Consider the following 23,246-nt stretch of genomic DNA (forward strand, 5'->3'; position numbering starts at 1 on the left):
GTTACCGCCGATGAGACTACATTTGCTTTGGCAATGGCCGATGATACCGTTCAGTCTGATACAATTATTGTTGATACAGAGAAGGTAGCTCTTGCTAAGAACGACGATGAAATTGAGCCCGATACAACAACCACAGAAAAGAAAAAGGTAGAAGAAGTAATTGAAAAAGCTGAGAATAAGATTCGTTTTATGGCATAACCCACTATTTTGGTTTTAGAGGATAACATGATATTTATATATTCGTTAGGTATGTTTTGAGATTCTATTCTATATTAAAAATCCTCAGAGAAAGGCCTTTCCTGTGAAGGAAGGGCCTTTCGCCGTTTATATACCTTTCTGTTTTTGATATTTCGGAAAAGGCTTGTGCGAGGTGTACGGTATCTTGTTGGATAGCGAAGAAGCTACGAAGCGTAAACTGTGCCTGATCATGATGAGGCTGCTTATCGGAAATTATCATCCCATTGATAATTTATTATCGCCCTGATGATAATTTATTATTTTCCCATTGATAATTGGGATTGATAACTTCCGGCAGCTTCCAGGATCGGCCGGAGAAATGGGAAAATCTGTGATCTTAGAACCCGATGATGCTGTGGATTGTGGACTTTTTCCACACTTTCCCACAAATTCCCCGCTTTTCCCCAGTGTGGATTTTTGGTGGTATTTTTATTTTCCATTGATTGTCAGTGAATTATATTGAATTGTTGTTTTTGGCACGCTAGTTGTATTATTATAAGTAGAAAGTAAAAGCAATCATAGTTAGTAAATTAGATTAAGTGTAAAAGTGGAGGCTAAGCGTAGCACACGTCTCAAATATCTCTCTCGTGAGAAAGGGGTATTTAAAAAAACATCCTTAAGGTTAGTTTTGTTTTGGAAATTTGGGTTTATTAAAGGATGTTTACCGAGCAGGCTGTCTTCTTCTATAAAAAGAGGGCAGCCTGCTCTTTTTTTATTCCTATAGATCGGATTTGTTTTCTCAGCCTCTTCTGCGGTTCGTAAGAATTTGCCCGTGCGGTAGAAGCCCGGATACAGTAATCCCCTTATTCTGTAGGCGCTCAGACCGGAATAGGAGTCTGTTGCCACGGAATAAGGGGATTGTTGGTTATTGGTCTGCCTCTTGCTGTTCCTGTTGGTCTCTCAGGGCCAGGCGACGGCTTTGACGGATCATGTAATAATAAGCACAGGTTGCCGTGAAGAAATACACTACAGTCTGAATCCACAAAGCGTAGTATTCTTGTTGCACGTCATCCAATAGGGCACCCATTGAGTTGATGCGGATAAAACCGTTCACCCCGAAGGTTGAAGGGGCTATCCACGAAAGGAGGTGCCATACTTCGGGAATCGCTGCTCCCGGCCAGGAAATGCCCGAAATGAAGAGCAGAGGTATTGACGTGAAAACAAACAGAGGCATACAGCTCTCGCGCGAGAATACCAGGATGGACAGAGTCATGGCAAAGAAGATGCAGGCCAGAAGATAAGGAAGCATGAAGGCCATCAGATCCCAGATTTGCGGAATCTGCGGCAGACTGAATATCTTGGGCACAGCCAACAGCAGCCAGCTGCTCATCACGGCGTAGACCATGAAATAACACAGAGATTTTCCGATTACGATGCGGAAGGTTCCGTTTCGTTTTCCGGGAGGCAGCTGCAAATGGAAAGTATGCAGTTCGCGCGCCGTTCCGTTTATCTGTCCGATACCCAGCAGCAGTGTCTGCTGGATGATCAGAATCAGTACGGCCGGGATAAGGAAACTGGCGAAACCGTTCTGCGGGTTGAACATCGGCACATATTCATATTCCAGTGGGGCCGTGCTGATGTTGTCCTGTTCGTCGGTTGTGTTTCCCAGACGCTCAATCTGGATTTCCTTGTTCATGTCGAGCGACACATCGGTGCAGACCGACAGAATGGCCTTATAGTAAAGCAGTCCGCTCATGTCCGAATAGGCAGCCACAGTGGCCTGTTTGCCCGAGTTGAGGCGTTTGCTGAAGTCGGACGGTATCAGGATGGTGCCGTAGGCTTTCTGCTTTTTCATCAGCGTCTTGGCTTCTTCCACATCCGAAGCATAGGCCACAATGCGCAGGTCGGGCGCAGCGTCGGCACGTGTCAGGAACTCGCGGCTCAGAGCCGAGTGCGACTGGTCTACGGCTACGACAGGTACCTCGCGCACCACCTCGCCGGTGTAGATAAAGGCATACAGCAGCGGATAGAGCAGGGGCACCAGAATGAAGAAGATCAGCACACCCTGATCGCGGAACACACGTCCGCATTCCCGGCGCCAGATGAGGAAGGTTTCGCTCACCGTGCGCAGAAACCGCTGATATAAAGATGTATTTTCTTTCATAACTTAAGGGATGTAGTTAAATTCACGCAATGCTTTGTGCAGGCGCCCCAGGAAGGGGAGCGGAAGCAGGATGAAGATGACCAGAGCCAGATAAGGTTGCCAGGCATATTCGATGGGGTATCCGTTGAGGATCTGGTTCACGTAAATCAGGAAATAATGGCGCAGCGGAAACAGGTTGGCGAGCATCTGCAAGGACGGGTGCATGGCCATGACCGGAAAAGTGAATCCGGAGATGGAGAAAGACACCACGCCCCACAGCGAGCAGGCGCTCAGCGCCAGACGAAGTGTGGGCAACAGGGAGAATACCAGTACTCCGAAGCCCTGCGAAGCCAGAACCATGACCAGCGTAGACAGCATCAGGGCGCCCACACTGCAGTGGAACGGGAATTGCAGCACTCCGTAAAGATATACGTTGATGCCCAAAGCCACAGCATAGAAAATCAGCGTGTGCGGTGCCAGTTTGCCGAGCAGCGCCCGCATGATGTTCTGGTCGGCCATTTCGAGCCATTCCTTTCGCGTGTTGTATTTGATTTCGCTGCCGATGGAGAATACCGTCATCATGAAGATCATGAGCATGAGTATGCCCGGCAGAATCGTATTGTTCAGATAAACCGAGTAGTTGAGCCACGGATTCTGCAAGGCATGCGTGTCGATCACGATCGGTTGCAGAAAAGCCCGTGCTGCGGCTTCGGGGATGCCGCGTGCCTGCATGGTCTGAAGCCCCACGGCTCCTTTGGCCAGCTCCGACATGGTGCGCATATCCCTGTAGATCAGTGAGCCGGCAATCAGGAAGGTGTTGTTCGTATAGAAAGATACCTTGGGCTGACGGCTGGCCATCACATCGTCGGTCGTTCCTTTGGGGATATAGTAGAAGGCATAAATCTTGCCTCGCTGCATGTCTTTTCTCGCTTCGGCGATGTTGGCATATTGCTTGCTGATTCCGGTTTGCGTAAAGGCATCCAGATTGCGGATGATGTTGCGGGTGGTGGAGGTGTTGTCCTGATCGACCACGCCTACCGGAAGGTTTTTGGGCAACCCTTCATTCATCAGGGTTGTGAAGAACAAGCAACAGCATAAAGGAGCGATGACCATGCAGAACAGATACAGCGGGCGGGAGACGAGTATTCTCAGCTCCCGCAGCATGATTGCTATGATTCCTTTATTGCTTTGCATGATGTGTGGATTTCCATTATTTGCGGATGATTACGGACATGCCCGGGCGCAGTCCGGCGATTTTCTCTTTCGGAGTGGCTTTTACCTCGAAGGTCTTCAGGTCAAACTGACCGGTAGTCTTGGTGGCTTTCCAGGCAGCGTATGAGCCCATATCCTTCATGGAAGACACCTTGAGCTGTACTTCTTTGTTGAAAGCCGGCACGAAGGCTTTGAATTCAGAGCCGACAGCCAGATTGCTCAACTGGTCTTCGCGCACGTTGAAGGTCACCCACATGTCCTGAAGCATACTCACGTTCATAATCGGGGCACCGGTTCCGACCAGTTCACCGATTTGCGGGAAGATTTCGGCAACTTCACCGTCCATCTGGGCAATGAGCACGGTCTCCTTGATATAAGAGTTCACTTCGTCTACTACACCCTGGGCCTGACGTGCCTGAGCGGCAGCAGCCTCTTTATCCTCTTTCTGGGCACCGTTGCGGGCCAGGTCATATTGAGCCTTGGCAGCTTTCTCGGTAGCCTGCATGGCTTTATAGTTGGCATACACCTCGTCGCGCTTCTGCGCACTCATGACGCCCTCTTCAAACAGACGGTTGATGCGGTTGTATGACTTTTCTGCAATCTCCAGTCCGGCTTTTGCTTTCTGCCACATTTCATAAGCGGCCTGAATCTGCTCGCGGCGTGCGCCCTTGTCAGCCTTCTCGCGAATGGCATTTGCTGCATTCTGCACGGCTTCGGCTTGTGCCAGCTTGGCCTGCACGTCCGGAGCTTCCAGTATAGCCAGCGTGTCACCGGCGCGTACGTGGTCACCTTCGTGCACCAGGATGCGCAGGATGCGTCCCGGCACCTTGCTCGATACGCGGTATTCGTTGGCCTCGGCCTGTCCCTGGATGATTTCATCTTCATTGCCTAAAAGGAACATTCCTGCTCCGGCAACCAGGGCTACAATGACAACCAGACTCACCAAAGCCCAGATAATGCTATGTTGTTGTGCTTTCTTTTCCATAATTCTTTAGGTTTAAATATTTTGTAATAGATTCGTTTTATATGTTGTTCTTTGGTTTATTGTACTTGCAGACGTCCGAGCGCTTTCTTCAGATAAGTGTCAGCCAGACGGATGTCAATCTGTGCATCAATCTTTTCGGTTTGGGCGGAAAGCCAGGCGGTCTGCGCCTCCATCACGTTCGATGTCGGGATGACTCCCTCGCGGAATCCCTTGGTGGCGATTTTCAGATTCTCCTCAGCCTTTTCCATGCTCCGGTTGGCCAGAGCCAGGCGTTTCTGGGCCTCTTCGGTCTTGAACTTGCTCTGGCTGATTTGCAGTTCTATTTTTTCTTTTACCTCTTCCTTTTGCATTTTGGCAATGGTGGCTTCAGCTTTGGCAGCTTTTACCTTATAGAATCCTTCGCCCCAGTGCAGAATAGGCACTTGCAGCATGACGCCTACATTCCAGGTGCCGCGGAATTTCTTTTCAAAGCTGTTGAAAACCGATGGGCTGGTTGCGGCATATCCGCCGATGAGTGCCAGTGACGGCAACATGTCCGAGCGCACAACGTTGATTTTCTGCTGGTAAATCTGATTGGCGATTTCCAGACTCTGGATTTCGGGACGCTGGTCGGCTCCCTGATTCAGTTCTTCTTCGCTTACGGTTTCTGCCAGTACGTTTTCCACGCTTTCATCGGCCAGCGTGATCTCTTCCGTCAGGTCCAGACCGCAGAGTTGGCACAGAAGCATCTTGGAGAGGCTCAGTCCGTTGTCCACTTTCGTCAGATTCATTTCCGCTTCATTGAGTTTCACTTTCACGGTAAGTCCGTCGGCTTGGGTGGCCACTCCCTCCTGAATCATTTTTTCCACATCCTCGTCCAGTTTGCGGATCAGGTTCAGATAACCTTCGGCCAGCTTCTTTTTATTACTGAGCGACACGGTCATCCAGTAGGCTTCATCCGTACTCAGTACCAGATTCTGTGTTTCGGTGTCATATTGCTTGCCGGCCAGTTCTTTCGACAGTTCGGTGATTTTGTTGTAGGCCCGTATCTTTCCGCCCATATACAGCGGTTGGGTGAGCATGACACCGGCCACCCAGGTATTTCGCGTATCGGTCCGGAAGGCATCAGCCAGGTCTTTTCCGGCCTGATTCAGGGCTTGTTCCACACCCTGCAATTTGCCCGACTGGATGAACTGCTGGGCCATCTGTCCCAAAATCGGGTTAATCTGTCCCAGTTGGGTGACAAACTCCGTGAGTCCCGGCATCAATGCCTGTCCGATGTTGGTACCCAGATTTCCCAGGCTGTTCTTTTGTGCATCGCTGAGCAGTGATATTTCATCGCCGAAGCGCATATAGCCTCCGGAGGCTGAAATCTTGGGGAGATAATTTGTAAAGGCTGCCTTGTCCTCGTAGTGTGCCTTTTCCATCTTCAGTTTGGATATCTGCAAAGTCTTGTTGTTGGCTATCGCCAAGTTTCTGCAGCTGTCTAAAGATAGAACCCGTTGTGCCTGAATTCCGGTGATGAATCCAGACAACATTAAAATAACGATTAGTCTTTTCATTATATTGTATTTAGTTGATATTTCTTTTTGTTCGTGAATGATTGCATAGGCAACGATACAAAAGTAATATCTTTGCAGAAAGAAGCAAAGAAAAGACATTTTTTTTATTGAATATTATCATCTTAGAAACAAAAAAGCCTGCTCGAAAAGGAGCAGGCTTTTTCTGTTTATTTTTCAAAGGTTACAGATGCGTTTCCGATATTGTTTCCGTCAGCGAAGATGGATACCCGATAGGTTCCGGCGCTGAGGAACTCGTTTACGTCCCAATACAGAGTGACGTTCTGTGCGTCTCCCGTGTATTCGATATCACGTTTCATGGAATATTCCAGATTCTTGTTCTCGTAGGGGAATGTATTTCCGTTGGTCAGCACTTCGTTGGTTGGCTTCAGGATGCGCACATAAATGCTTTTCATTCCGGTGGTAGCCGTGATATTCTTGGCAATGGTAAAGTTTACGACCAGCTGTTTGGCATCTTTGATTTTCCGTGCGTTCTTGCCTCGCTTGTTTTTGGCAGACATGGAAATGCCGGTAGCATCCAGCTGTGAGGCGATGGCCACCTTGTCGCTCAGCGATGCCTTCTCGCTTTGCAGGCTGGAGATATGGGTCTGTGCCTGTGAATATTGTGCCTTGATTTGCTGGTTCTCTGTGGTCAGCGCCTGGTTCAGGCGGTTCAGAGAGTCAATTTCCAGAATATATCCACGCATGATGGCACGCACTGTGGCCAACTCCTTTTTCAGTCGCGCAATCTCTGCGGCATCGGTTGACTTGACGCGTTTCAGTTCGGCCAGCAACTCCTCGGTGCGCTGCTGTTCCTTGTCCAGCTGGGCGATGAGGGAGTCGTTATTGATTTGCGTTTTCATTTCGTTGTATTGCTTGGCAAACTGTGCATATTCGTTTTCCATTTCCTTTTTGTCCATTTCTGCCAGTTTGACCATTTCCTCGTGTTCTGCGCTCTTTTCACTCAGAGAATAAATGAGGTAGCCCACACATCCGCACAGGATGACTACTACGACGCTAGCAATTACAATGATTTTTTTCTTGTCCATAGTCCTAAAATATTTATCGTTTTTGAGGCTTTCGTTTTCAAAGCCGCAAATATAATTCTTTTCTATCGAACCATTGCAAACAAATCTTATTTTTCGTTGGGGTTTTTAATTTTATTTCCGGCGAATCAGGGTTGCAGGGTAAATGCTTCCTCGTTTTTATTAAAAAAACGAATTACTTTTTCTCCTTATTAAAAAAAAACGTACCTTTGAAAACCTAAACATTCAACAAGGTTTATTAAGAGTACATTATTAATAACATTATATATTTATGAAGAAACTGATCGGAAAACTTTCTCAAAGCAAGGCCGCACTGTTGGCCATGGGAGTTCCGGCCGGAGTAGTTCCTGCTGTAGCCGCTACAGCAGATGCCACTGTTTCGGTTCAGGAGAACGCCCAGCAGTCTTTGAACATTGTGGGTGCGTGCATGATCAACCCGACAACATTGGAGATTCTTTATTCAAACGGTACCCGCATGAGTATGGATTTTTACGGAGAGAACATCTTCCGTATCTTCCAGGACAATCAGGGCGGTATCATCCGTGATCCGCAGGCTACTCCCGAAGCTCAGATTTTGGTGGACAATCCCCGAAAGGCAGTTTCTCAGATTGAACTGAAGGATCAGAATGGAGTGATTACGGTACAGACCAAGGATGTCAAGATTGAATTGGACAAGAAAACCACACTCTTCAAGGTCACCAGCCTGAAAACAGGCAAGGTGGTTGCTGAGTCTGTGGCTCCCGTTCAGTTTGAGAAAGGCCGTGTTACAGTATCTCTGAAAGAGCAGAACAAGGAATATTTTTACGGTGGCGGTGTGCAGAACGGACGCTTCTCACACAAGGGCCAGGAAATTGAAATCGTGAACACCAATAACTGGACCGACGGCGGTGTGGCTTCTCCGACGCCTTTCTATTGGTCAACCGAAGGATACGGTATCATGTGGCACACCTTCAAGCCCGGAAAATATGATTTCGGCGCAGCCGAGAAGGGCAAGGTTGTGTTGCAGCATGACGAAGACTATCTGGATATGTTCCTGATGGTGAACGATACTCCGGTGGCTTTGCTGAACGATTTCTATCAGCTTACCGGTAATCCGGTGCTGTTGCCTAAGTTCGGTTTCTACGAAGGACACTTGAACGCTTACAACCGTGACTACTGGAAGGAAGATCCGAAGGGCGTGTTGTATGAGGACGGAAAGAAATATGTAGAGAGTCAGACCGACAATGGCGGTACCAAGGAGTCTCTGAACGGTGAGAAGAACAACTATCAGTTCTCTGCTCGTGCGGTAATCGACCGTTACAATGCACACGACATGCCATTGGGATGGGTACTTCCGAACGACGGTTACGGAGCCGGATACGGCCAGACCGAAACCTTGGACGGTAACATCCAGAACTTGAAAGAGTTCGGTGACTATGCCCGTTCGAAGGGAGTGGAGATCGGTTTGTGGACTCAGTCTGACCTGCACCCGAAGGAGGGAATCAGCGCCCTGTTGCAGCGTGATATCGTGAAAGAAGTGCGCGATGCCGGTGTACGTGTGCTGAAAACCGACGTGGCTTGGGTAGGAGCCGGATATTCATTCGGTCTGAACGGTGTGGCTGATGTAGGTCATATCATGCCTTACTACGGAAACAACGCCCGTCCGTTCATCATCTCACTCGACGGTTGGGCCGGAACACAGCGTTATGCCGGTATCTGGACCGGTGACCAGACTGGTGGTGAATGGGAATACATCCGCTTCCATATCCCGACTTATATCGGTTCCGGTTTGTCCGGTCAGCCGAATATCTGTTCTGATATGGACGGTATCTTCGGTGGAAAGAACCTGCCGGTAAATATCCGCGACTTCCAGTGGAAGACCTTTACGACTATGCAGCTGAACATGGACGGATGGGGATCTAATCCTAAGTATCCGCACATTCTGGGCGAGCCGGCTGAATCTATCAACCGCTGGTATCTGAAGATGAAGTCAGAGTTCATGCCTTATACCTATAGTATTGCCGAGGAGGCTATTGACGGCAAGCCTATCAACCGTGCGATGTTCCTGGATTATCCGAACGACTATACTTTGGGAACCGCAACCCGCTACCAGTTCCTGTACGGTCCGTCAGTGCTCGTAGCTCCTGTTTATCAGAACACCGCTTCCGACGACAAGGGCAACGACGTGCGCAACGGCATCTATCTGCCGGAAGGCAAGTGGGTGGATTATTTCACCGGCGATGTTTACGAAGGTAACACCATCATCAACAACTTTGATGCACCGATCTGGAAATTGCCGTTGTTCATCAAGATGGGAGCCATCATCCCGATGACTGCGCCGAACAACAATCCAAACCAGATAGACAAGAAACTGCGTATCTACGATCTGTATCCGTGTGGAACCACTACTTTCACCGAGTATGATGACGACGGTATCACCGAACAGTATAAGTTTGGCAAGAGCGCAACTACCAAGATCGTTTCTGAGGAGAAGGACGGCAAGGTAGTCGTTACCGTTGAGCCAACTCAGGGAAGCTTCGACGGCATGGAGAAGAACAAGGTAACTGTGTTCCGCGTCAATGTTACCGCTCAGCCTAAGAAGGTTTCTGCGAAACTGGGAAAGAAGGGCGTGAAACTGACCGAGGTTTCTTCTTTGGACGAGTTCAACAAGGGAGAGAACGTATACTTCTACGAAGCAGAGCCAAACATGAACCAGTTTGCCAACAAGGGTTCTGAGTTTGCAGCCCAGAAGGTCATCAAGAATCCGGTACTGCACGTGAAGCTGGCCGAAACCGATGTTACAGCCAATGCTGCCACCCTGGAGATCAAGGGCTTTGTATTCGACACTACAAACAAACTGTTGTCTCAGACCGGTGCTCTGACTGCTCCTAAGGCTCAGATTACCGAAGAGAATACTCAGGCATACACGCTGACTCCAAGCTGGGAGAAGGTGGCCAATGCCGACTATTACGAAATCGAGTTCAACGGCATGCTGTATTCTACGATTAAGGATACGAAGCTGTTGTTCGAGGATCTGGTTCCGGAAACCGCTTACAGCTTCAAGGTGCGCGCTGTGAACAAAGACGGTAAGTCTGAGTGGACAACCGTTGAGGCTACTACCAAGTCTAATCCGTTGGAGTTCGCAATCAAGGGCATCACTGCCGAGACTACTTGCGAGAACCAGGGCGGTCAGGGTGTAAACAAACTGTTTGACTTTGACGAGAGCGCCGGCTGGCACAGTAAGTGGGGCAAGGGCGAGGCTGTACCGTTCGATATGTTGATCGACCTGAACAGCATCAACCAGCTCGACAAGTTCCAGTATATGTCTCGTCCGGACGGTGGAAACGGTTGCTTGCAGGAAGGTACCGTTTACTACAGTATGGATAAAGTAAACTGGGTTGAGGCCGGAAAGATTCAGTGGGAGGCCGGTGGCACTCACGAGTTCGACTTCAAGGACAAGCCGACTGCACGCTATATCAAGTTGTCTATCACCAAGGCTGTGGGTAACTTCGGTTCCGGTCTGGAAATGTATGTATTCCGTGTACCAAACACAGAGAGCCTGATACCTGGAGATATCAACCGTGATAATAAGGTAGACGAGAACGACTTGACTTCATACATGAACTATACCGGTCTGCGCAAGGGCGACGGTGACTTCGACTATGTAAGCATCGGTGACCTGAACCGCAATAACCTGATCGATGCCTTCGATATCTCGGCAGTAGGTATCAAGCTCGAAACCGGAGTAAGCAGCCGCAAGGTGGATCCGATTGCCGGAAAGGTAACCGTTACTCCATCGAAGAAGACCTACAATGCCGGCGAGGAGGTTCAGTTCATTGTGAAGGGTACAGGACTGAAGTCTGTCAACGCATTGAGCTTCGCCTTGCCATATAATACCGACGAACTGGAATACGTGGGTGTAGATGCTAAGGGCATGAAGGAAATGACCAACCTGACTAAGGATCGTCTGCACACCAACCGTCAGAAGGCTGTATATCCAACCTTCGTCAATCTCGGCGAGAAACCATATCTGGAGGACGGCGAGCTGATGGTGGTTAAGTTCAAGGCCAAGAAGAAGGTCACTATCGATACGAAAGCCATCGATGGTATGATTGTGGATAAGTATATGAACAGCTTGAAGTTCTAAGCTGACCTTACATAAAAAAGAAAGCAGCCCGATGCGGGTTGCTTTCTTTTTTTGTGATGTTCCGAAAAAACGGTCCCAATGATTTTCTGAAATCATCGAAATGAAATTCAGAAATCATCGGGACCGTTTTTATAAGTGTATCCGTACTTGTTTATTTCTTACGTTTTCTTCTGCTCTTTACCTTCTCGACGGCGTGGCTTACGATATCCGGCTTGTTCTGGAATCGGTTGCTGTAAGAAGAGTAGTCCGGACGTATCCGTTCGTAAGTCGGATCCGTGAAGAGCGGGCTGGTGATGATGTGGTCGGCTGTAGAACGGTTGCAGCAGAACACGATGTTCTCCACTCCGGCCAGTCGGGTCAGTGCCTTTACATCCGTGTCATGAGGTTGCAGGGTCATCGGGTCGGTGAAGAAGAACAAGTAATCAATTTCTCCCTCCACAATGCGGGAACCGATCTGCTGGTCACCTCCCAGCGGACCAGATTTGAGCAGGGTGATGTCCCAAGTGATGTCGGGATGCTTTTCTTCGAGTGCTTTTTTGATGAGTGTTCCGGTGGTGCCGGTGCAATAAAATTTATGACCGATAAGGATTTCCGAGTTCCAGAGAACCCATTCAATCATGTCAGCCTTCATGGCATCATGTGCCACCAGACCTATTTTTCTGACTACTTTTTCCATAATAAACTTAATTAAAAGTGGTTGTTTGATAATAGAGATGGATGCAGAATCTGCTCCCACTTCTGTGACAAAGATAGTCTTTTTCTCGGATTCTTATGTTTATTTCTTGTTAAAAGCATCTTTAAGTATGATTCTTCCTCTTAATAAGAGTGGGAATGTTTATATTTGCATCTGTTATGTATTAATTATTAATCTAACCCAGAAAAAAACATGAGTCAAAAGTTAAGTTATTTAAGATTTTTGTTGCTTCTGTTGGGTATTGTAGCCACCAATGTGTATGCTGCAGTTCAACCCGAAAAGGTGTATCGTGTGATACATGTAGAAAGCAACAAAGTGTTGTCCACGAATGGGGCGGTTGCCAATGATGCAGCTCTTGTTCTTGCAGCTTCCGATAAGGCTGATTTGTCGCAGGAATGGACTTTGGTAGAACACAGCGGTATGGATTCGGAGTATAAAGTGATACATACTTTGTCTGGAAAGGCTGCTGATATGGCTCCTACACAAGGACATCTGGTGTTGTGGGATGCGAACGGCAACGAAAACCAGATTTTCAAAATCCGTGAAGTAGCAGGACAGGAAAATGTTTTCCAGTTCTGTAATGCGGCGAATCCGAGTCAGGTGTTGCTTCCGACTGATAACGGACAGGTATCCATGCAGACAGCTGATGAGACAGCTGAAAACAGTTATTTCCGACTGGAAGTTTTGGACAAAGAATTGTCGCGTCCGATTGTTGGGCTCTATTACACACTGACACTTGAGGGCAGCAGCAAGGCGTTGAGCAACCAGAAGAGCAATCAAAATGACACCCGAATTGTAGCTGAGCCTTTTGTTCAAGGTGATGCCGGACAAATCTGGCTTATTGCGTTGGGGGCAAACAGCTATGTGCTGAAAAACTCTCTTTATACGAATATGGCGCTCGATATGGCTGTTGCTTTGAAGACACCGCTTCAGTATGCCGTGGACACAAAGAATGCCAATCAGAACATTTACTTTGAACAGGTTGGTGAGCAGGAGGGAGTTTATCACATTTACTGCCTGAATTCCAATAAGAAATATTATATGAAAGCCAATGAGGACGGAACAACAGTCTTGACGGAGAATGCCGAAGATGCAGGAACGTCATTCCGCATGGCTGTTGCCCAAAAGCCTGAGATTGTCCGTGCTGATTGGGAGAATCAGGAGTTCTTTGAAGAAAACAAGGAGCCGGGGCATGCCACTTACATGCCTTATGCTTCGACCGAAGCCCTGAAGTCAGACGCACGCTTCAAACAGGCATGGCTCACTCCGGAACGTGCTGAGTTTCTGGATTTGAACGGAACCTGGAAGTTCAAGATGGTGCCCGATACCTTGGATCGTCCCGGTCAGAATGACTTCTATGGTGATGAGGCGGATGTTACAGCTTGGGATGACATAGATGTTCCTTCGTGCTGGGAGATGAAAGGATATGACAAGCCGATGTATATCAATGTGGAGTATGCTTTCTATGACAATCCTCCTTATGTAACCAATAAGGTTGAGGGAGTCGGTAACAATCCGGTAGGTTCCTACCGCAGAGATTTCACGCTTCCGGAAAATTGGACTGACAAACGTGTCTTTGTGCATTTTGAAGGTATCTACAGCGCTGCCTACGTTTGGGTAAACGGAAAGTATGTAGGTTATACCCAGGGTGCGAACAATGTGGCCGAATTTGATTTGACTGATTTTGTGCGTACGGGAAAGAACAACATCAGTGTGCAGGTGTTCCGCTGGTCAGACGGTTCTTATCTCGAAGGTCAGGATATGTTCCACATGAGCGGTATTCACCGTGACGTGTATCTGTTTGCCACTCCGAAGACATTCGTACGTGACCATTATATTACTTCAACTCTTGATGCTTCAGCCGACTATCAGAATGGCTCAATGAATGTGGCTCTTTCTTTGGATAACCGCAGCAAAGAGGCCGGAACCAAGACTTATGAAGTGGAGTTGTGGGATGCCGACGGTAAACTGTTGGCCAGCAAATCACAGTCTGTTACTTTTGCGGAAACAGATACGGAGAAGAATATCGATCTTGCTTTTGACGGTCTGACGGGGTTGCATCTGTGGTCGGCCGAGATACCTTATCTTTATGACGTACTGGTGCGTCAGAAAAATCAGGATGGTCAGGAAGAATCTGTCTTCGCTACCAAGTATGGCTTCCGTGATATCCGGATTACCGACGGACTGGTTTATGTTAATGGCAAGCGTGTGTTCTTTAAAGGTGTGAATACACAAGATACTCATCCTCTGTATGGCCGGAGCATCGATGTGCCGACAATGCTCAAGGATATTGAGATGATGAAGCAGTCAAACAACAATACGGTGCGCACCAGTCACTATCCTCGCCAGGCCAAGATGAATGCCATGTTCGACTATTTCGGTCTTTATATTATGGATGAGGCGGATGTGGAATGCCATAAGAACTGGAATGACTTTAAGGAAAATGGTATCAGCAATGATCCGACCTGGAGAGCACAGTATATAGACCGTACCGTAAGAATGGTTTATCGCGACCGCAATCATCCTTCTGTTATCTTCTGGTCATTGGGTAATGAGTCGGCTACCGGTTCCAACTTTACGGCAACTTATCAGGCTACCCGTGCTTTGGATCCGCGCCCGATTCACTATGAAGGCTGTACTTATGCCTGGAAAACCGATCAGTCGGATTTGCATTCCAAGATGTATCCCGATTTGAATTATGTGCGTACTTATGCCAATGCCAATAATGGCAATCAGCCATTTTTCATGTGTGAGTATGCCCATGCTATGGGTAATGCTGTTGGTAACCTGAAAGATTTTTGGGATTTGATTGAATCCAGTCGCTTTGGTATCGGTGGCTGTATCTGGGATTGGGTAGACCAGTCTATTTACGATCCGCAGGATATCAAGAATGGCACTTTGGAGAAGAACGGATTCAATTATTATCGTACCGGTTATGACTATCCGGGTCCTCATCAGGGTAATTTCGTGAACAACGGATTGATTACAGCCGACCGTGCCTGGACTTCCAAGCTGACAGAAGTGAAACATGTATACCAGTATGTGAAATTCCTTTCCTTCAGCGAGCAGGACAAGGTGCTGAAGTTGCAGAACAAATACAATTTCCTCAACTTGCAGGTATTCAATCTGAAATATACTGTCTTGAAGGATGGTCACATTGTAGAAGAAGGTACAGTGGAGATTCCGTCTGTTGCTCCGGACGCAGAGTGTAGTCTGACCATTCCGGTAAAGACTGATTACAAGGCTGGCAGCGAAGAATATATGATTGATTTTGCTCTTTGTTTTAAGGAAGCAACAACCTGGTGCGAGGCCGGTTATCCGATTGCCGACCAGCAATACGCCTTGAAAGAGCGTAGCAATATGCTGCCTGCTGTCACCGGATTGAGCGAGACACTTGAGGTTAAAGGTGAGTCTGGTGGTGTGCTTGTGAGCAATCGTAACATCACCTTCCAGATTGGTTCCGACGGATTTATCCGTGAATGGACCGCTAAGGGAGTACAGATGACAGGAGCCGGAAGCAAGAATCCTATTTACAGTAACATTCGTTGGATTGAGAATGAAAGTCCGTATGGAGAGCATCAGTTTGGCGACCGAACTGCACAAAACACTTCTTCACGTGTGTCTTACGGTACCAACGCGGAATTAACAGAATGCCATATTACCGTCCGTGCAGAGAATGACAAATGTCCTTATGACGTAGAGTATACGGTATATAGCAATGGAGTGGTAGATATGAAGACAACCTTCCGTCCGAAAGCAAATGGATTGCGTCGTATCGGTATGGATATGACCTTGCCGGGAGGTTTTGAACAAGTGGCTTATTATGCACGCGGACCGTGGGAAAACTATGTGGACCGTCAGACCGGTTCATTCCTGGGTTATTATACAACTACTGTAAATGACATGTTTGAAAACTATACTCATCCACAATCAATGGGTAACCGAATGGATTTGCGCAGTCTGACTCTGGAGAACGAAGCTAAAAAACAGAAGATCCATATTCAGACTGCCGGTCAGGTTTCTTTCAGCCTGTCACATTATGACCAGACACAGTATCTGACTCCGGAATTGCATCCTTGGGATTTGCAGGCTTCTGAAGATATCTATGCTACTTTTGACTATATGCAGCGTGGTATCGGTAATGGTAGTTGCGGTCCGGGTACTGAGCCTGCTTACCAGTGTCCGTCATCGGGTTCGTATACTTACACACTCCGTTTCGAGGCTGAGAACGAAGACGAGCCTACTCACGTGGAAACCGTAGAAGGGGCCTTTGAGGATTGCAGCATTTATTATGATGAAGCCACTGAATCAGTTGTTTGTGCAGGTTTGCCAACAGAGAGTTTGTCGGTTAGCTTGTATTGCCCAAGTGGTGTTTGTCTGTCCAGCAAGAGCAGCAATGGTGCGTCACAGGTATCGTTGTCGCTTCAGGGACATCCAAAGGGAAGCTACATCGTAGTATTACGCGGTGCGCAGGGAGTGCGTCAGCACAAATTGTTAAAGAAATAACCTTTAAGGGGTCTGTTACATAAAGATGACACGCATGGAAATGATGAGCATTCATTTTCCATGCGTGTCTTTTTTGTATGGTCCTTATGAATATTACAGAAATCTTCCTGATTCCTTTGAGGTTATCTTGTTTTTTATATTTTTGCACATGATAAGAGTTTGTAGCATCTTCTGGCTACAAGCGGAATAGAATTGCTTTTTGTTTCATTTAAATTTTTGGGTTATGGAAGACAGAAAGAAAAAACAGATGTTTTTGCAGATGCAGTTTTCTTTGTTGCTGTTATCTTGTGCTTTGATTCCGGATATGACTTCTTTGGTCAGTTCGTTTTTTGAGGTGTCGTCTCTGGATGTTCCGGTTCTGATTTGTCACATTGTCGGTATTATAGGAAGTGGCATGGCCCTGTATGCTTTTTACAGCGCAGACAACTCGTTGTCGCGTCCTTATCTGATTGTGTCGGGAGTCGGATTGCTTTTGGCCATTTTGTCTCTGTTTATGGATATGCCTGTCTGGTCAGACATTATCAGCATCATTCTTCTGATGATTGCCTTTTTCATGGGAAAGGGATGCTTGCAGGTGAACTGGAACAGTATCGGGGCTCAAGGAGCCTACATGATTCTGCTTTCCATCCTGTTGCGCCTTTATGAGGGCATCGGCGATTCTACCATTCATGGAATTCTCGCTTTCGTCGGAGTCATTATGTTCTGGATGGGGCTGGGAAAATTGCGTCAGTCCTTGGATGCTGAAGGAGCTGTGGGCATATCACGACTCAAAATCGCTTTGGTTCTGAATCTGATTGCCATTATTTTTGGATGGATTCCTCTGTTGGGTTCCATCATATCGGGTATCCTGCTGATTATTGCATTCATTCTGGAGTTTGTCGGTTACGGAGCGATGAAGCGTTCGACTGCTATCGGTGAAGAAGGACGCATCGGTGCAGGCCGGTTGCGTACCAGTATGATTATTCTGCTTGTGGGAACGGTCATCAGTATCATTCCTCTGTTGGGAACAGCGGTATCTGCGTTCATCTCCTTGGTAGGACTTGTGCTTGTTTATCAGGGTTGGAGAGGCATTTTCTTTGGTGTAGACAAAAACTAATGATTCATAGGAGTTTCTGGTCCCGGCTTTCTGGAAAAAGAATAGCCGGGATTTTTGTATTCTTTTTCTTTCAAAACGGAACTTTATCCGGCCTCAGGGTGCCGTATTTCCGAATTCCGCCAAATGAAAGCGGTACGCTTTTAAAAAAAATCACTATCTTTGCAGCGTTTTTAGAAAATGGCGAGTGCTGATGGGCAAATGGTTTACTGCAATGATGGCGCTCATGTTGTTCCTCCTACTTCAGGTATCAGGCTATATGAGTTACGCTCCGGAGAATCCGGAACGCCAGGAAGCAGTGGTCCGTTTTAATAAACCCGAGCGCGAACAGACCTCCTGGTCGGCTCCCCTTTCTGATTATGAGAAAGGCATCCGCCATATCCTTGCCAACAATTATGCCCAGCCGGCTTCCACAGCAGGGTGGGATGTCAGCCAGTGTAAGGACTGGAAGGCGGGCAAGTTCTTTTTGACTTCCTTACAGAATCATCATTTTATTTCGGACCGGAAAGAGAATCTTTTCCGTCTTTATGAACCTCCGCTCTGTGATCGGGTGGTGGACTACTACGTATATACGCTTCGAAAAATCCTGATTTGATTGTTTTCAGTATTTGTTTTTCAGGAGTGATTCCGTCGTAAATTCCTATATGCGGCGGAATGGGATGTTTTGTATATCTATAAAATCTTATTTTTATGTTTTTTACTTTTTTGATTGTCGTGATTCTCACGGCTGTAGCTTTGGTTGTGCTGGCCATGACCGTGGCCAATCTGATTGGTCCGAAGTCGTACAACAAACAGAAAGCGGAGCCCTATGAGTGCGGTATTCCTACGCGCGGACGTTCATGGGTTCAGTTCCGTGTGGGCTATTATCTCTTTGCCATTCTGTTTTTGATGTTCGACATTGAGACCGTGTTCCTGTTTCCTTGGGCCGTTGTGGTTCAGGAAGTCGGTGCCTACGGACTCATCAGCATCGCCTTCTTCCTGTTGGTATTGATTTTAGGCCTGGCATACGCCTGGCGGAAAGGAGCGTTGGAATGGAAATAAAGAAAAAGACGGCCATACGCTCCATGCAGTATGACGAGTTCAAGAACAATGATTATCTGGAACAGATGGTACGCGATCTGAATCGCGACGGAGCCGGCATCATTCTCGGATCGGTGGACGATCTGATCAACTGGGGCCGGAGCAATTCGCTGTGGTCACTCACCTTCGGAACGAGCTGTTGCGCCATCGAGTTCATGGCTCTGGGAGCTGCACGCTATGACATGGCCCGCTTCGGTTTTGAGGTGACCCGTAACTCTCCCCGTCAGGCCGATATGATTATGGTGCTCGGAACCATTACCTATAAGATGGCTCCGGTGTTGCGCCGACTCTACGACCAGATGGCCGAGCCGAAATACGTGGTGGCTGTAGGTGGCTGTACCATCAGCGGCGGTCCGTTCCGCAAATCCTATCACGTGGTGAACGGTATCGACCAGATAGTGCCGGTGGATGTGTATATTCCGGGATGCCCTCCGCGCCCCGAAGCTTTCTACTACGGCATGATGCAGTTGCAGCGTAAAATCAAGGTGCAGAAGTTCCTGGGCGGTGTGAACCGTCAGGAAAAGAAGCCTAAGGATATGGACTCAAACGACTAAGACAAGATGACAGTTATAGAAAAAATACAGAAGATTTGTCCCGAGGCGCAGGTCAGCACTTCGGGCGATACCATCGTGACGGTGCCTTCCGACCGTCTGGCGGCAGTGGCCGAGGCGCTCCGTAAGGACGAACAGGAGCCGATGGACTATCTGCGCGACATCGTGGGAATGGACTGGAGCGAGGGACTCGGTGCGCTTTATTATCTGGAGAGCAGCAAGACCTATGGCCGCGTGGTACTGAAAACCGTTGCCCGCGATCGTGATGAGGCCTGGTTGCCCAGCGTATGCCATTTGTGGCGCACCGCCGAGATCAAGGAGCGTGAGATCTACGACTTCTTCGGCATCCGTTTTATCGGTAACCCCGACATGCGCCGCATCTTCCTGCGCGAGGACTGGAAAGGCTATCCCCTGCGCAAGGATTACGACATGGATTCCAATCCGCTGAACATGGAGAACGAGGAGAACGCCGACGACACCGTGGAATATTACCTCAAGCCCGACGGCACGGTGGAGGGACACCGCAATATCCTGTTCGACCAGAAAGACTTTGTAGTAAATATCGGTCCGCAGCATCCGTCAACCCACGGTGTGCTTCGTATGCGTACCTCGCTCGACGGTGAAACCATCAGCCGCATCGACCCGATCCTGGGATATATCCATCGTGGCATCGAGAAGATGAACGAGAGCCTGACTTATCCGCAGACTCTGGCGCTGACCGACCGTCTGGATTACCTGAGTGCCCACCAGAACCGCCATGCACTGTGTATGTGTATCGAGCAGGCTATGGGACTGGAGGTAAGCCGTCGTGTGCAGTACATCCGTACCATCATGGACGAGTTGCAGCGTATCGATTCACACCTGTTGTTCTACTCCTGTCTGGTGATGGATATGGGCGGACTGACTCCTTTCTTCTACGGATTCCGTGAAAGAGAGATGATTCTCGACATTTTCGAGGAAACCACCGGAGGACGTCTGATCCAGAACTACAACGTCATCGGCGGTGTGCAGGCCGACATTCATCCCACCTTCCAGCAGAAGGTGAAGGAGTTTATCAAGCATTTGCGCTCCGTCATCAAGGATTATCATAATATCTTCACCGGCAATGTGATTGCTACAACCCGTTTGAAAGGTGTGGGTATCCTCACCCGCGAGCAGGCCATTTCGCTGGGAGCAACCGGAGGAACCGGTCGTGCCGCCGGATGGGCCAACGATGTGCGCAAGCACCATCCGTATGCCCTTTACGGTGAAGTGGACTTCAAGGAAGTGCTCTACACCGAAGGTGACAGCTTTGCCCGCTATATGGTACGTATGGACGAGATCATGGAGTCCTGCCACATCATCGAGCAGCTTATCGACAATATCCCTGAGGGAGAGACACGCCTCAAGACCAAACCGATTATCAAACTGCCGGAAGGCAACTTCTCGGCATCGGTCGAGACCAGTCGTGGCGAGTTTGGCGTGATGCTCGAAAGTCATGGCGACAAGACTCCTTACCGTCTGCATTACCGTTCTACCGGTCTGCCACTGGTACATGCCATGGACACCGCCTGCCGCGGCAACAAGATTGCCGACCTGATAGCCATCGGCGGAACCATGGACTTTGTAATCCCCGATATTGACAGATAACCCAAAAATCCGAACGTTATGAACAATAATTCGTTTTTAGACTATTACAACATACAGGACCTCAATATGGCCATTCATGAAGCCCTGCTCGGCGTGATGCCCCAGTGGCTGGCCATCCTGCTGGAAGGACTGGCTGTGGGACTGCTCATCATCGTGCTTTATGCCGTGCTGGCCATTATCCTGATCTATATGGAGCGCAAGGTCTGCGCCCGTTTCCAGTGCCGTATCGGTCCGAACCGTGTCGGCGGAAAAGGCGGTCTGTTGCAGGTGCCGGCCGATGTACTCAAGATCCTGACCAAGGAAATCATTTCCTTGAAAGGTTCCGACCGTTTCCTTTATAATCTGGCTCCTTTCCTGGTGATTCTGGCCTCTATCTTCACCTTCTCGTGTCTGCCCTGGAACAAGGGTGCCGAGATTTTGCGCATGAACATCGGAATCTTCTTTGTGCTGGCCGCCTCTTCTATCGGAGTGCTCGGTATTCTGTTGGCCGGATGGAGCAGTAACAGCAAGTACACCATCATCGGAGCCGTGCGAAGCGGTGCGATGATCATCAGTTATGAGCTGTCTATCGGTCTGACCGTACTGACCATGGTGCTGCTCAGCGGTACGATGGATATCCAGGACATTGTGATGAGTCAGGACCGCATGTGGAACATCTTTCAGGGACATCTGCCGGCGGTTGCCGCATTTATCGTCTATCTGATTGCCGGTAACGCCGAGGCCAACCGTGGTCCGTTTGACCTGGCCGAGGCTGAGCAGGAGCTGACAGCCGGATACCACACCGAGTACTCCGGTATGCACTTCGGATTCTTCTATCTGGCCGAGTACCTGAACCTGTTCATCACCAGCGGTATTGCCGTAACCCTGTTCCTGGGCGGATGGATGCCCCTCCACTTCCCCGGACTGGACGGTTTCAATGCCGTGATGGACTATATCCCGGGTGTCATCTGGTTTGTGGGCAAGACCTTCCTGGTGGTATTCCTGCTCATGTGGATCCGCTGGACCTTCCCCCGTCTGCGTATCGACCAGGTGCTTACCTTGGAATGGAAATACCTGATGCCGCTGTCTTTGCTGATCCTGCTGATCATGACCGTGTGCGTCGTATTTGGAATAACCCTCTAAAATGATGGAATGATATGAGTAATTTCAGTGAATATATTCAGGGCTATGTGCAGGGCGTGAAAAGCTTGCTCATCGGTATGCGTACTTCTATGAAAGTGTTCTGCCAGAAGCCCGTTACGGAACAGTATCCCGAGAACCGTCACACCACGCTGCACATTCCCGAGCGCCATCGTGCGCGTCTGGTCATGGTGCATGATGAGGAGAACCATCATCATTGCGTGGCCTGCGGTATTTGCCAGATGGCATGTCCCAATGACACCATCAAGGTGGTTTCCGAAACCTATGAAGACGAGGACGGCAAGAAAAAGAAACGCCTGGTGCGCTACGAATACGATCTGGGTGCCTGCATGTTCTGCCAGTTGTGCGTCAATGCCTGTCCGCACGACGCCATCCGCTTCTCCAATGATTTTGAGAATGCCGTGTTCCAGAGAGAGAAACTTTATATGGTGTTAAACAACGAGGGCTCATCCTGCGCCCCTAAAAAATAAAGATTATGGACATATCACTATTAGACATCGCGTTTTATGTCGTTGCGGCAGTCATCATCTTCTTTTCGGTGATGGCGGTCACCACAGGTCGTATTGTCCGTTCGGCCACCTACCTGTTGTTCGTGCTTTTCGGCACCGGCGGTATCTATTCCATGTTGGGATATACTTATCTGGGTGCTGTGCAGCTCATTGTCTATGCCGGCGGTATTGTGGTGCTTTATGTCTTTTCCATTCTGCTCACCCAGTCCGACCGCAATATGCGCTATAAGATTCCGTTGGCCAAGTTCCTGACGGTGCTGCTCACCTGTCTGGTGGGCGCGGGACTGGTCATCTTCTTGCTCGTGAGCAATCACTTTGCTCTGGTTACCATTCCGCAAGGCGTGGAGCTTCCGGCCACCGAGATCGGCCATGCCCTGATTGGAGCTGACAAATATCAGTTTGTACTGCCGTTTGAGGTGGTGAGTGTGCTGCTGCTGGCCTGTATGATCGGAGCCATCATGATTGCACGGAAACAGAAATAAAAACAAAGACACAGATTTATGGAAATACATGTTATACACTATCTGATTGTCAGCACCGTGATGCTGTTCTGCGGTATTTACGGTTTCTTCACCCGCAAGAATCTGCTGGCCATCCTGATTTCCGTGGAGTTGATTCTCAATGCCACGAACATCAACTTTGCCGTGTTCAACCGTTATTTGTATCCCGACGCGCTCGAAGGTCATTTCTTCAGTCTGTTCGGCATTGCCATCGCGGCAGCCGAAACCGCTGTGGCCATTGCCATCATCATCAACGTGTACCGCAATGTGAAGCACGTGCTGACCGATGACATCAACGAACTGAAAGGATAACCAAT

At 48.6% G+C, this 23,246-nt stretch carries 18 protein-coding genes; 12 read left to right on the top strand and 6 right to left on the bottom strand.

From position 1 onward, the window contains the following. Positions 1-198: hypothetical protein (locus DXA74_RS16350; protein WP_158576080.1), on the top strand; the 198-nt coding region annotated here is incomplete at its 5' end. Between the two features lie 904 nt (positions 199-1,102). On the opposite strand, the gene DXA74_RS13475 is transcribed toward DXA74_RS16350, so the two are convergent. From DXA74_RS13475 to DXA74_RS13495, 5 genes are all read right to left on the bottom strand, one after another. Next, entirely contained in the window at positions 1,103-2,341 is a 1,239-nt protein-coding gene (locus DXA74_RS13475; RefSeq protein WP_118528435.1) for an ABC transporter permease, read from the bottom strand. A gap of 3 nt (positions 2,342-2,344) precedes the next feature. Beyond that, complete coding sequence (locus DXA74_RS13480; protein ID WP_233550558.1) at positions 2,345-3,514, bottom strand: ABC transporter permease; 1,170 nt, start codon at positions 3,512-3,514, stop codon at positions 2,345-2,347. A gap of 16 nt (positions 3,515-3,530) precedes the next feature. Beyond that, a complete protein-coding gene (locus DXA74_RS13485; RefSeq protein ID WP_118528437.1) occupies positions 3,531-4,517 on the bottom strand; it encodes an HlyD family secretion protein in 987 nt (328 codons plus the stop codon). A 56-nt stretch (positions 4,518-4,573) separates the two neighbouring features. Beyond that, complete coding sequence (locus DXA74_RS13490) at positions 4,574-6,058, bottom strand: TolC family protein (RefSeq protein ID WP_118528439.1); 1,485 nt, start codon at positions 6,056-6,058, stop codon at positions 4,574-4,576. Between the two features lie 167 nt (positions 6,059-6,225). Then, on the bottom strand, positions 6,226-7,104 hold the full coding sequence (locus tag DXA74_RS13495) for a hypothetical protein (RefSeq protein WP_118528441.1): 879 nt from the start codon (positions 7,102-7,104) through the stop codon (positions 6,226-6,228). 268 nt (positions 7,105-7,372) lie between these two features. Between DXA74_RS13495 and DXA74_RS13500 the strand changes: the two genes are divergently transcribed. Continuing rightward, on the top strand, positions 7,373-11,227 hold the full coding sequence (locus DXA74_RS13500; RefSeq protein ID WP_118528443.1) for a TIM-barrel domain-containing protein: 3,855 nt from the start codon (positions 7,373-7,375) through the stop codon (positions 11,225-11,227). 151 nt (positions 11,228-11,378) lie between these two features. Here DXA74_RS13500 and DXA74_RS13505 read toward each other — a convergent pair whose 3' ends face one another. Further along, complete coding sequence (locus DXA74_RS13505) at positions 11,379-11,903, bottom strand: methylglyoxal synthase (protein WP_118528445.1); 525 nt, start codon at positions 11,901-11,903, stop codon at positions 11,379-11,381. 210 nt (positions 11,904-12,113) lie between these two features. Here DXA74_RS13505 and DXA74_RS13510 point away from each other — a divergent pair, with 210 nt between their 5' ends. The 10 genes from DXA74_RS13510 to nuoK all read left to right on the top strand — a co-directional run bounded on the left by DXA74_RS13510 (position 12,114) and on the right by nuoK (position 23,241). Next, positions 12,114-16,427, top strand: coding sequence for a glycoside hydrolase family 2 TIM barrel-domain containing protein (locus DXA74_RS13510; protein ID WP_233550559.1), 4,314 nt, complete (start codon positions 12,114-12,116; stop codon positions 16,425-16,427). 223 nt (positions 16,428-16,650) lie between these two features. Next, entirely contained in the window at positions 16,651-17,523 is an 873-nt protein-coding gene (locus DXA74_RS13515; RefSeq protein WP_118528447.1) for a hypothetical protein, read from the top strand. A gap of 190 nt (positions 17,524-17,713) precedes the next feature. After that, positions 17,714-18,115 carry a hypothetical protein gene (locus tag DXA74_RS13525; protein WP_147401126.1) on the top strand — a complete coding sequence of 134 codons (402 nt, stop codon included), beginning with the start codon at positions 17,714-17,716 and terminating at the stop codon, positions 18,113-18,115. Between the two features lie 95 nt (positions 18,116-18,210). Further along, on the top strand, positions 18,211-18,561 hold the full coding sequence (locus tag DXA74_RS13530) for an NADH-quinone oxidoreductase subunit A (RefSeq protein ID WP_118528453.1): 351 nt from the start codon (positions 18,211-18,213) through the stop codon (positions 18,559-18,561). Next, complete coding sequence (locus tag DXA74_RS13535) at positions 18,552-19,154, top strand: NADH-quinone oxidoreductase subunit B (RefSeq protein WP_118528455.1); 603 nt, start codon at positions 18,552-18,554, stop codon at positions 19,152-19,154. The genes DXA74_RS13530 and DXA74_RS13535 overlap by 10 nt, the downstream gene beginning before the upstream one ends. 6 nt (positions 19,155-19,160) lie before the next feature. Further along, entirely contained in the window at positions 19,161-20,780 is a 1,620-nt protein-coding gene (locus DXA74_RS13540; protein ID WP_118528457.1) for an NADH-quinone oxidoreductase subunit D, read from the top strand. A gap of 18 nt (positions 20,781-20,798) precedes the next feature. Then, positions 20,799-21,902, top strand: coding sequence for an NADH-quinone oxidoreductase subunit NuoH (gene nuoH / locus DXA74_RS13545; RefSeq protein ID WP_118528459.1), 1,104 nt, complete (start codon positions 20,799-20,801; stop codon positions 21,900-21,902). Positions 21,903-21,916: 14 nt separating this feature from the next. Beyond that, entirely contained in the window at positions 21,917-22,390 is a 474-nt protein-coding gene (locus DXA74_RS13550; RefSeq protein ID WP_118528461.1) for a 4Fe-4S binding protein, read from the top strand. Positions 22,391-22,395: 5 nt separating this feature from the next. Beyond that, positions 22,396-22,911 (top strand): NADH-quinone oxidoreductase subunit J, encoded by a 516-nt coding sequence (locus DXA74_RS13555; RefSeq protein ID WP_118528463.1) that lies wholly within the window; start codon positions 22,396-22,398, stop codon positions 22,909-22,911. 18 nt (positions 22,912-22,929) lie between these two features. Beyond that, positions 22,930-23,241, top strand: coding sequence for an NADH-quinone oxidoreductase subunit NuoK (nuoK, locus tag DXA74_RS13560; protein WP_118528465.1), 312 nt, complete (start codon positions 22,930-22,932; stop codon positions 23,239-23,241). Positions 23,242-23,246 lie beyond the last annotated feature (5 nt).

It is taken from the genome of Bacteroides sp. OF04-15BH (genome assembly GCF_003477995.1).
In the GTDB taxonomy this organism is placed as follows: Bacteria; Bacteroidota; Bacteroidia; order Bacteroidales; family Bacteroidaceae; genus Paraprevotella.

Excerpts from the sequence above, each read along its gene's own strand:
- DXA74_RS13475 (WP_118528435.1), bottom strand. The coding sequence starts at position 2,341 with ATGAAAGAAAATACATCTTTATATCAGCGGTTTCTGCGCACGGTGAGC.
- DXA74_RS13480 (WP_233550558.1), bottom strand. The coding sequence starts at position 3,514 with ATGCAAAGCAATAAAGGAATCATAGCAATCATGCTGCGGGAGCTGAGA.
- DXA74_RS13485 (WP_118528437.1), bottom strand. The coding sequence starts at position 4,517 with ATGGAAAAGAAAGCACAACAACATAGCATTATCTGGGCTTTGGTGAGT.
- DXA74_RS13490 (WP_118528439.1), bottom strand. The coding sequence starts at position 6,058 with ATGAAAAGACTAATCGTTATTTTAATGTTGTCTGGATTCATCACCGGA.
- DXA74_RS13495 (WP_118528441.1), bottom strand. The coding sequence starts at position 7,104 with ATGGACAAGAAAAAAATCATTGTAATTGCTAGCGTCGTAGTAGTCATC.
- DXA74_RS13500 (WP_118528443.1), top strand. The coding sequence starts at position 7,373 with ATGAAGAAACTGATCGGAAAACTTTCTCAAAGCAAGGCCGCACTGTTG.
- DXA74_RS13505 (WP_118528445.1), bottom strand. The coding sequence starts at position 11,903 with ATGGAAAAAGTAGTCAGAAAAATAGGTCTGGTGGCACATGATGCCATG.
- DXA74_RS13510 (WP_233550559.1), top strand. The coding sequence starts at position 12,114 with ATGAGTCAAAAGTTAAGTTATTTAAGATTTTTGTTGCTTCTGTTGGGT.
- DXA74_RS13515 (WP_118528447.1), top strand. The coding sequence starts at position 16,651 with ATGGAAGACAGAAAGAAAAAACAGATGTTTTTGCAGATGCAGTTTTCT.
- DXA74_RS13525 (WP_147401126.1), top strand. The coding sequence starts at position 17,714 with ATGGGCAAATGGTTTACTGCAATGATGGCGCTCATGTTGTTCCTCCTA.
- DXA74_RS13530 (WP_118528453.1), top strand. The coding sequence starts at position 18,211 with ATGTTTTTTACTTTTTTGATTGTCGTGATTCTCACGGCTGTAGCTTTG.
- DXA74_RS13535 (WP_118528455.1), top strand. The coding sequence starts at position 18,552 with ATGGAAATAAAGAAAAAGACGGCCATACGCTCCATGCAGTATGACGAG.
- DXA74_RS13540 (WP_118528457.1), top strand. The coding sequence starts at position 19,161 with ATGACAGTTATAGAAAAAATACAGAAGATTTGTCCCGAGGCGCAGGTC.
- nuoH (WP_118528459.1), top strand. The coding sequence starts at position 20,799 with ATGAACAATAATTCGTTTTTAGACTATTACAACATACAGGACCTCAAT.
- DXA74_RS13550 (WP_118528461.1), top strand. The coding sequence starts at position 21,917 with ATGAGTAATTTCAGTGAATATATTCAGGGCTATGTGCAGGGCGTGAAA.
- DXA74_RS13555 (WP_118528463.1), top strand. The coding sequence starts at position 22,396 with ATGGACATATCACTATTAGACATCGCGTTTTATGTCGTTGCGGCAGTC.
- nuoK (WP_118528465.1), top strand. The coding sequence starts at position 22,930 with ATGGAAATACATGTTATACACTATCTGATTGTCAGCACCGTGATGCTG.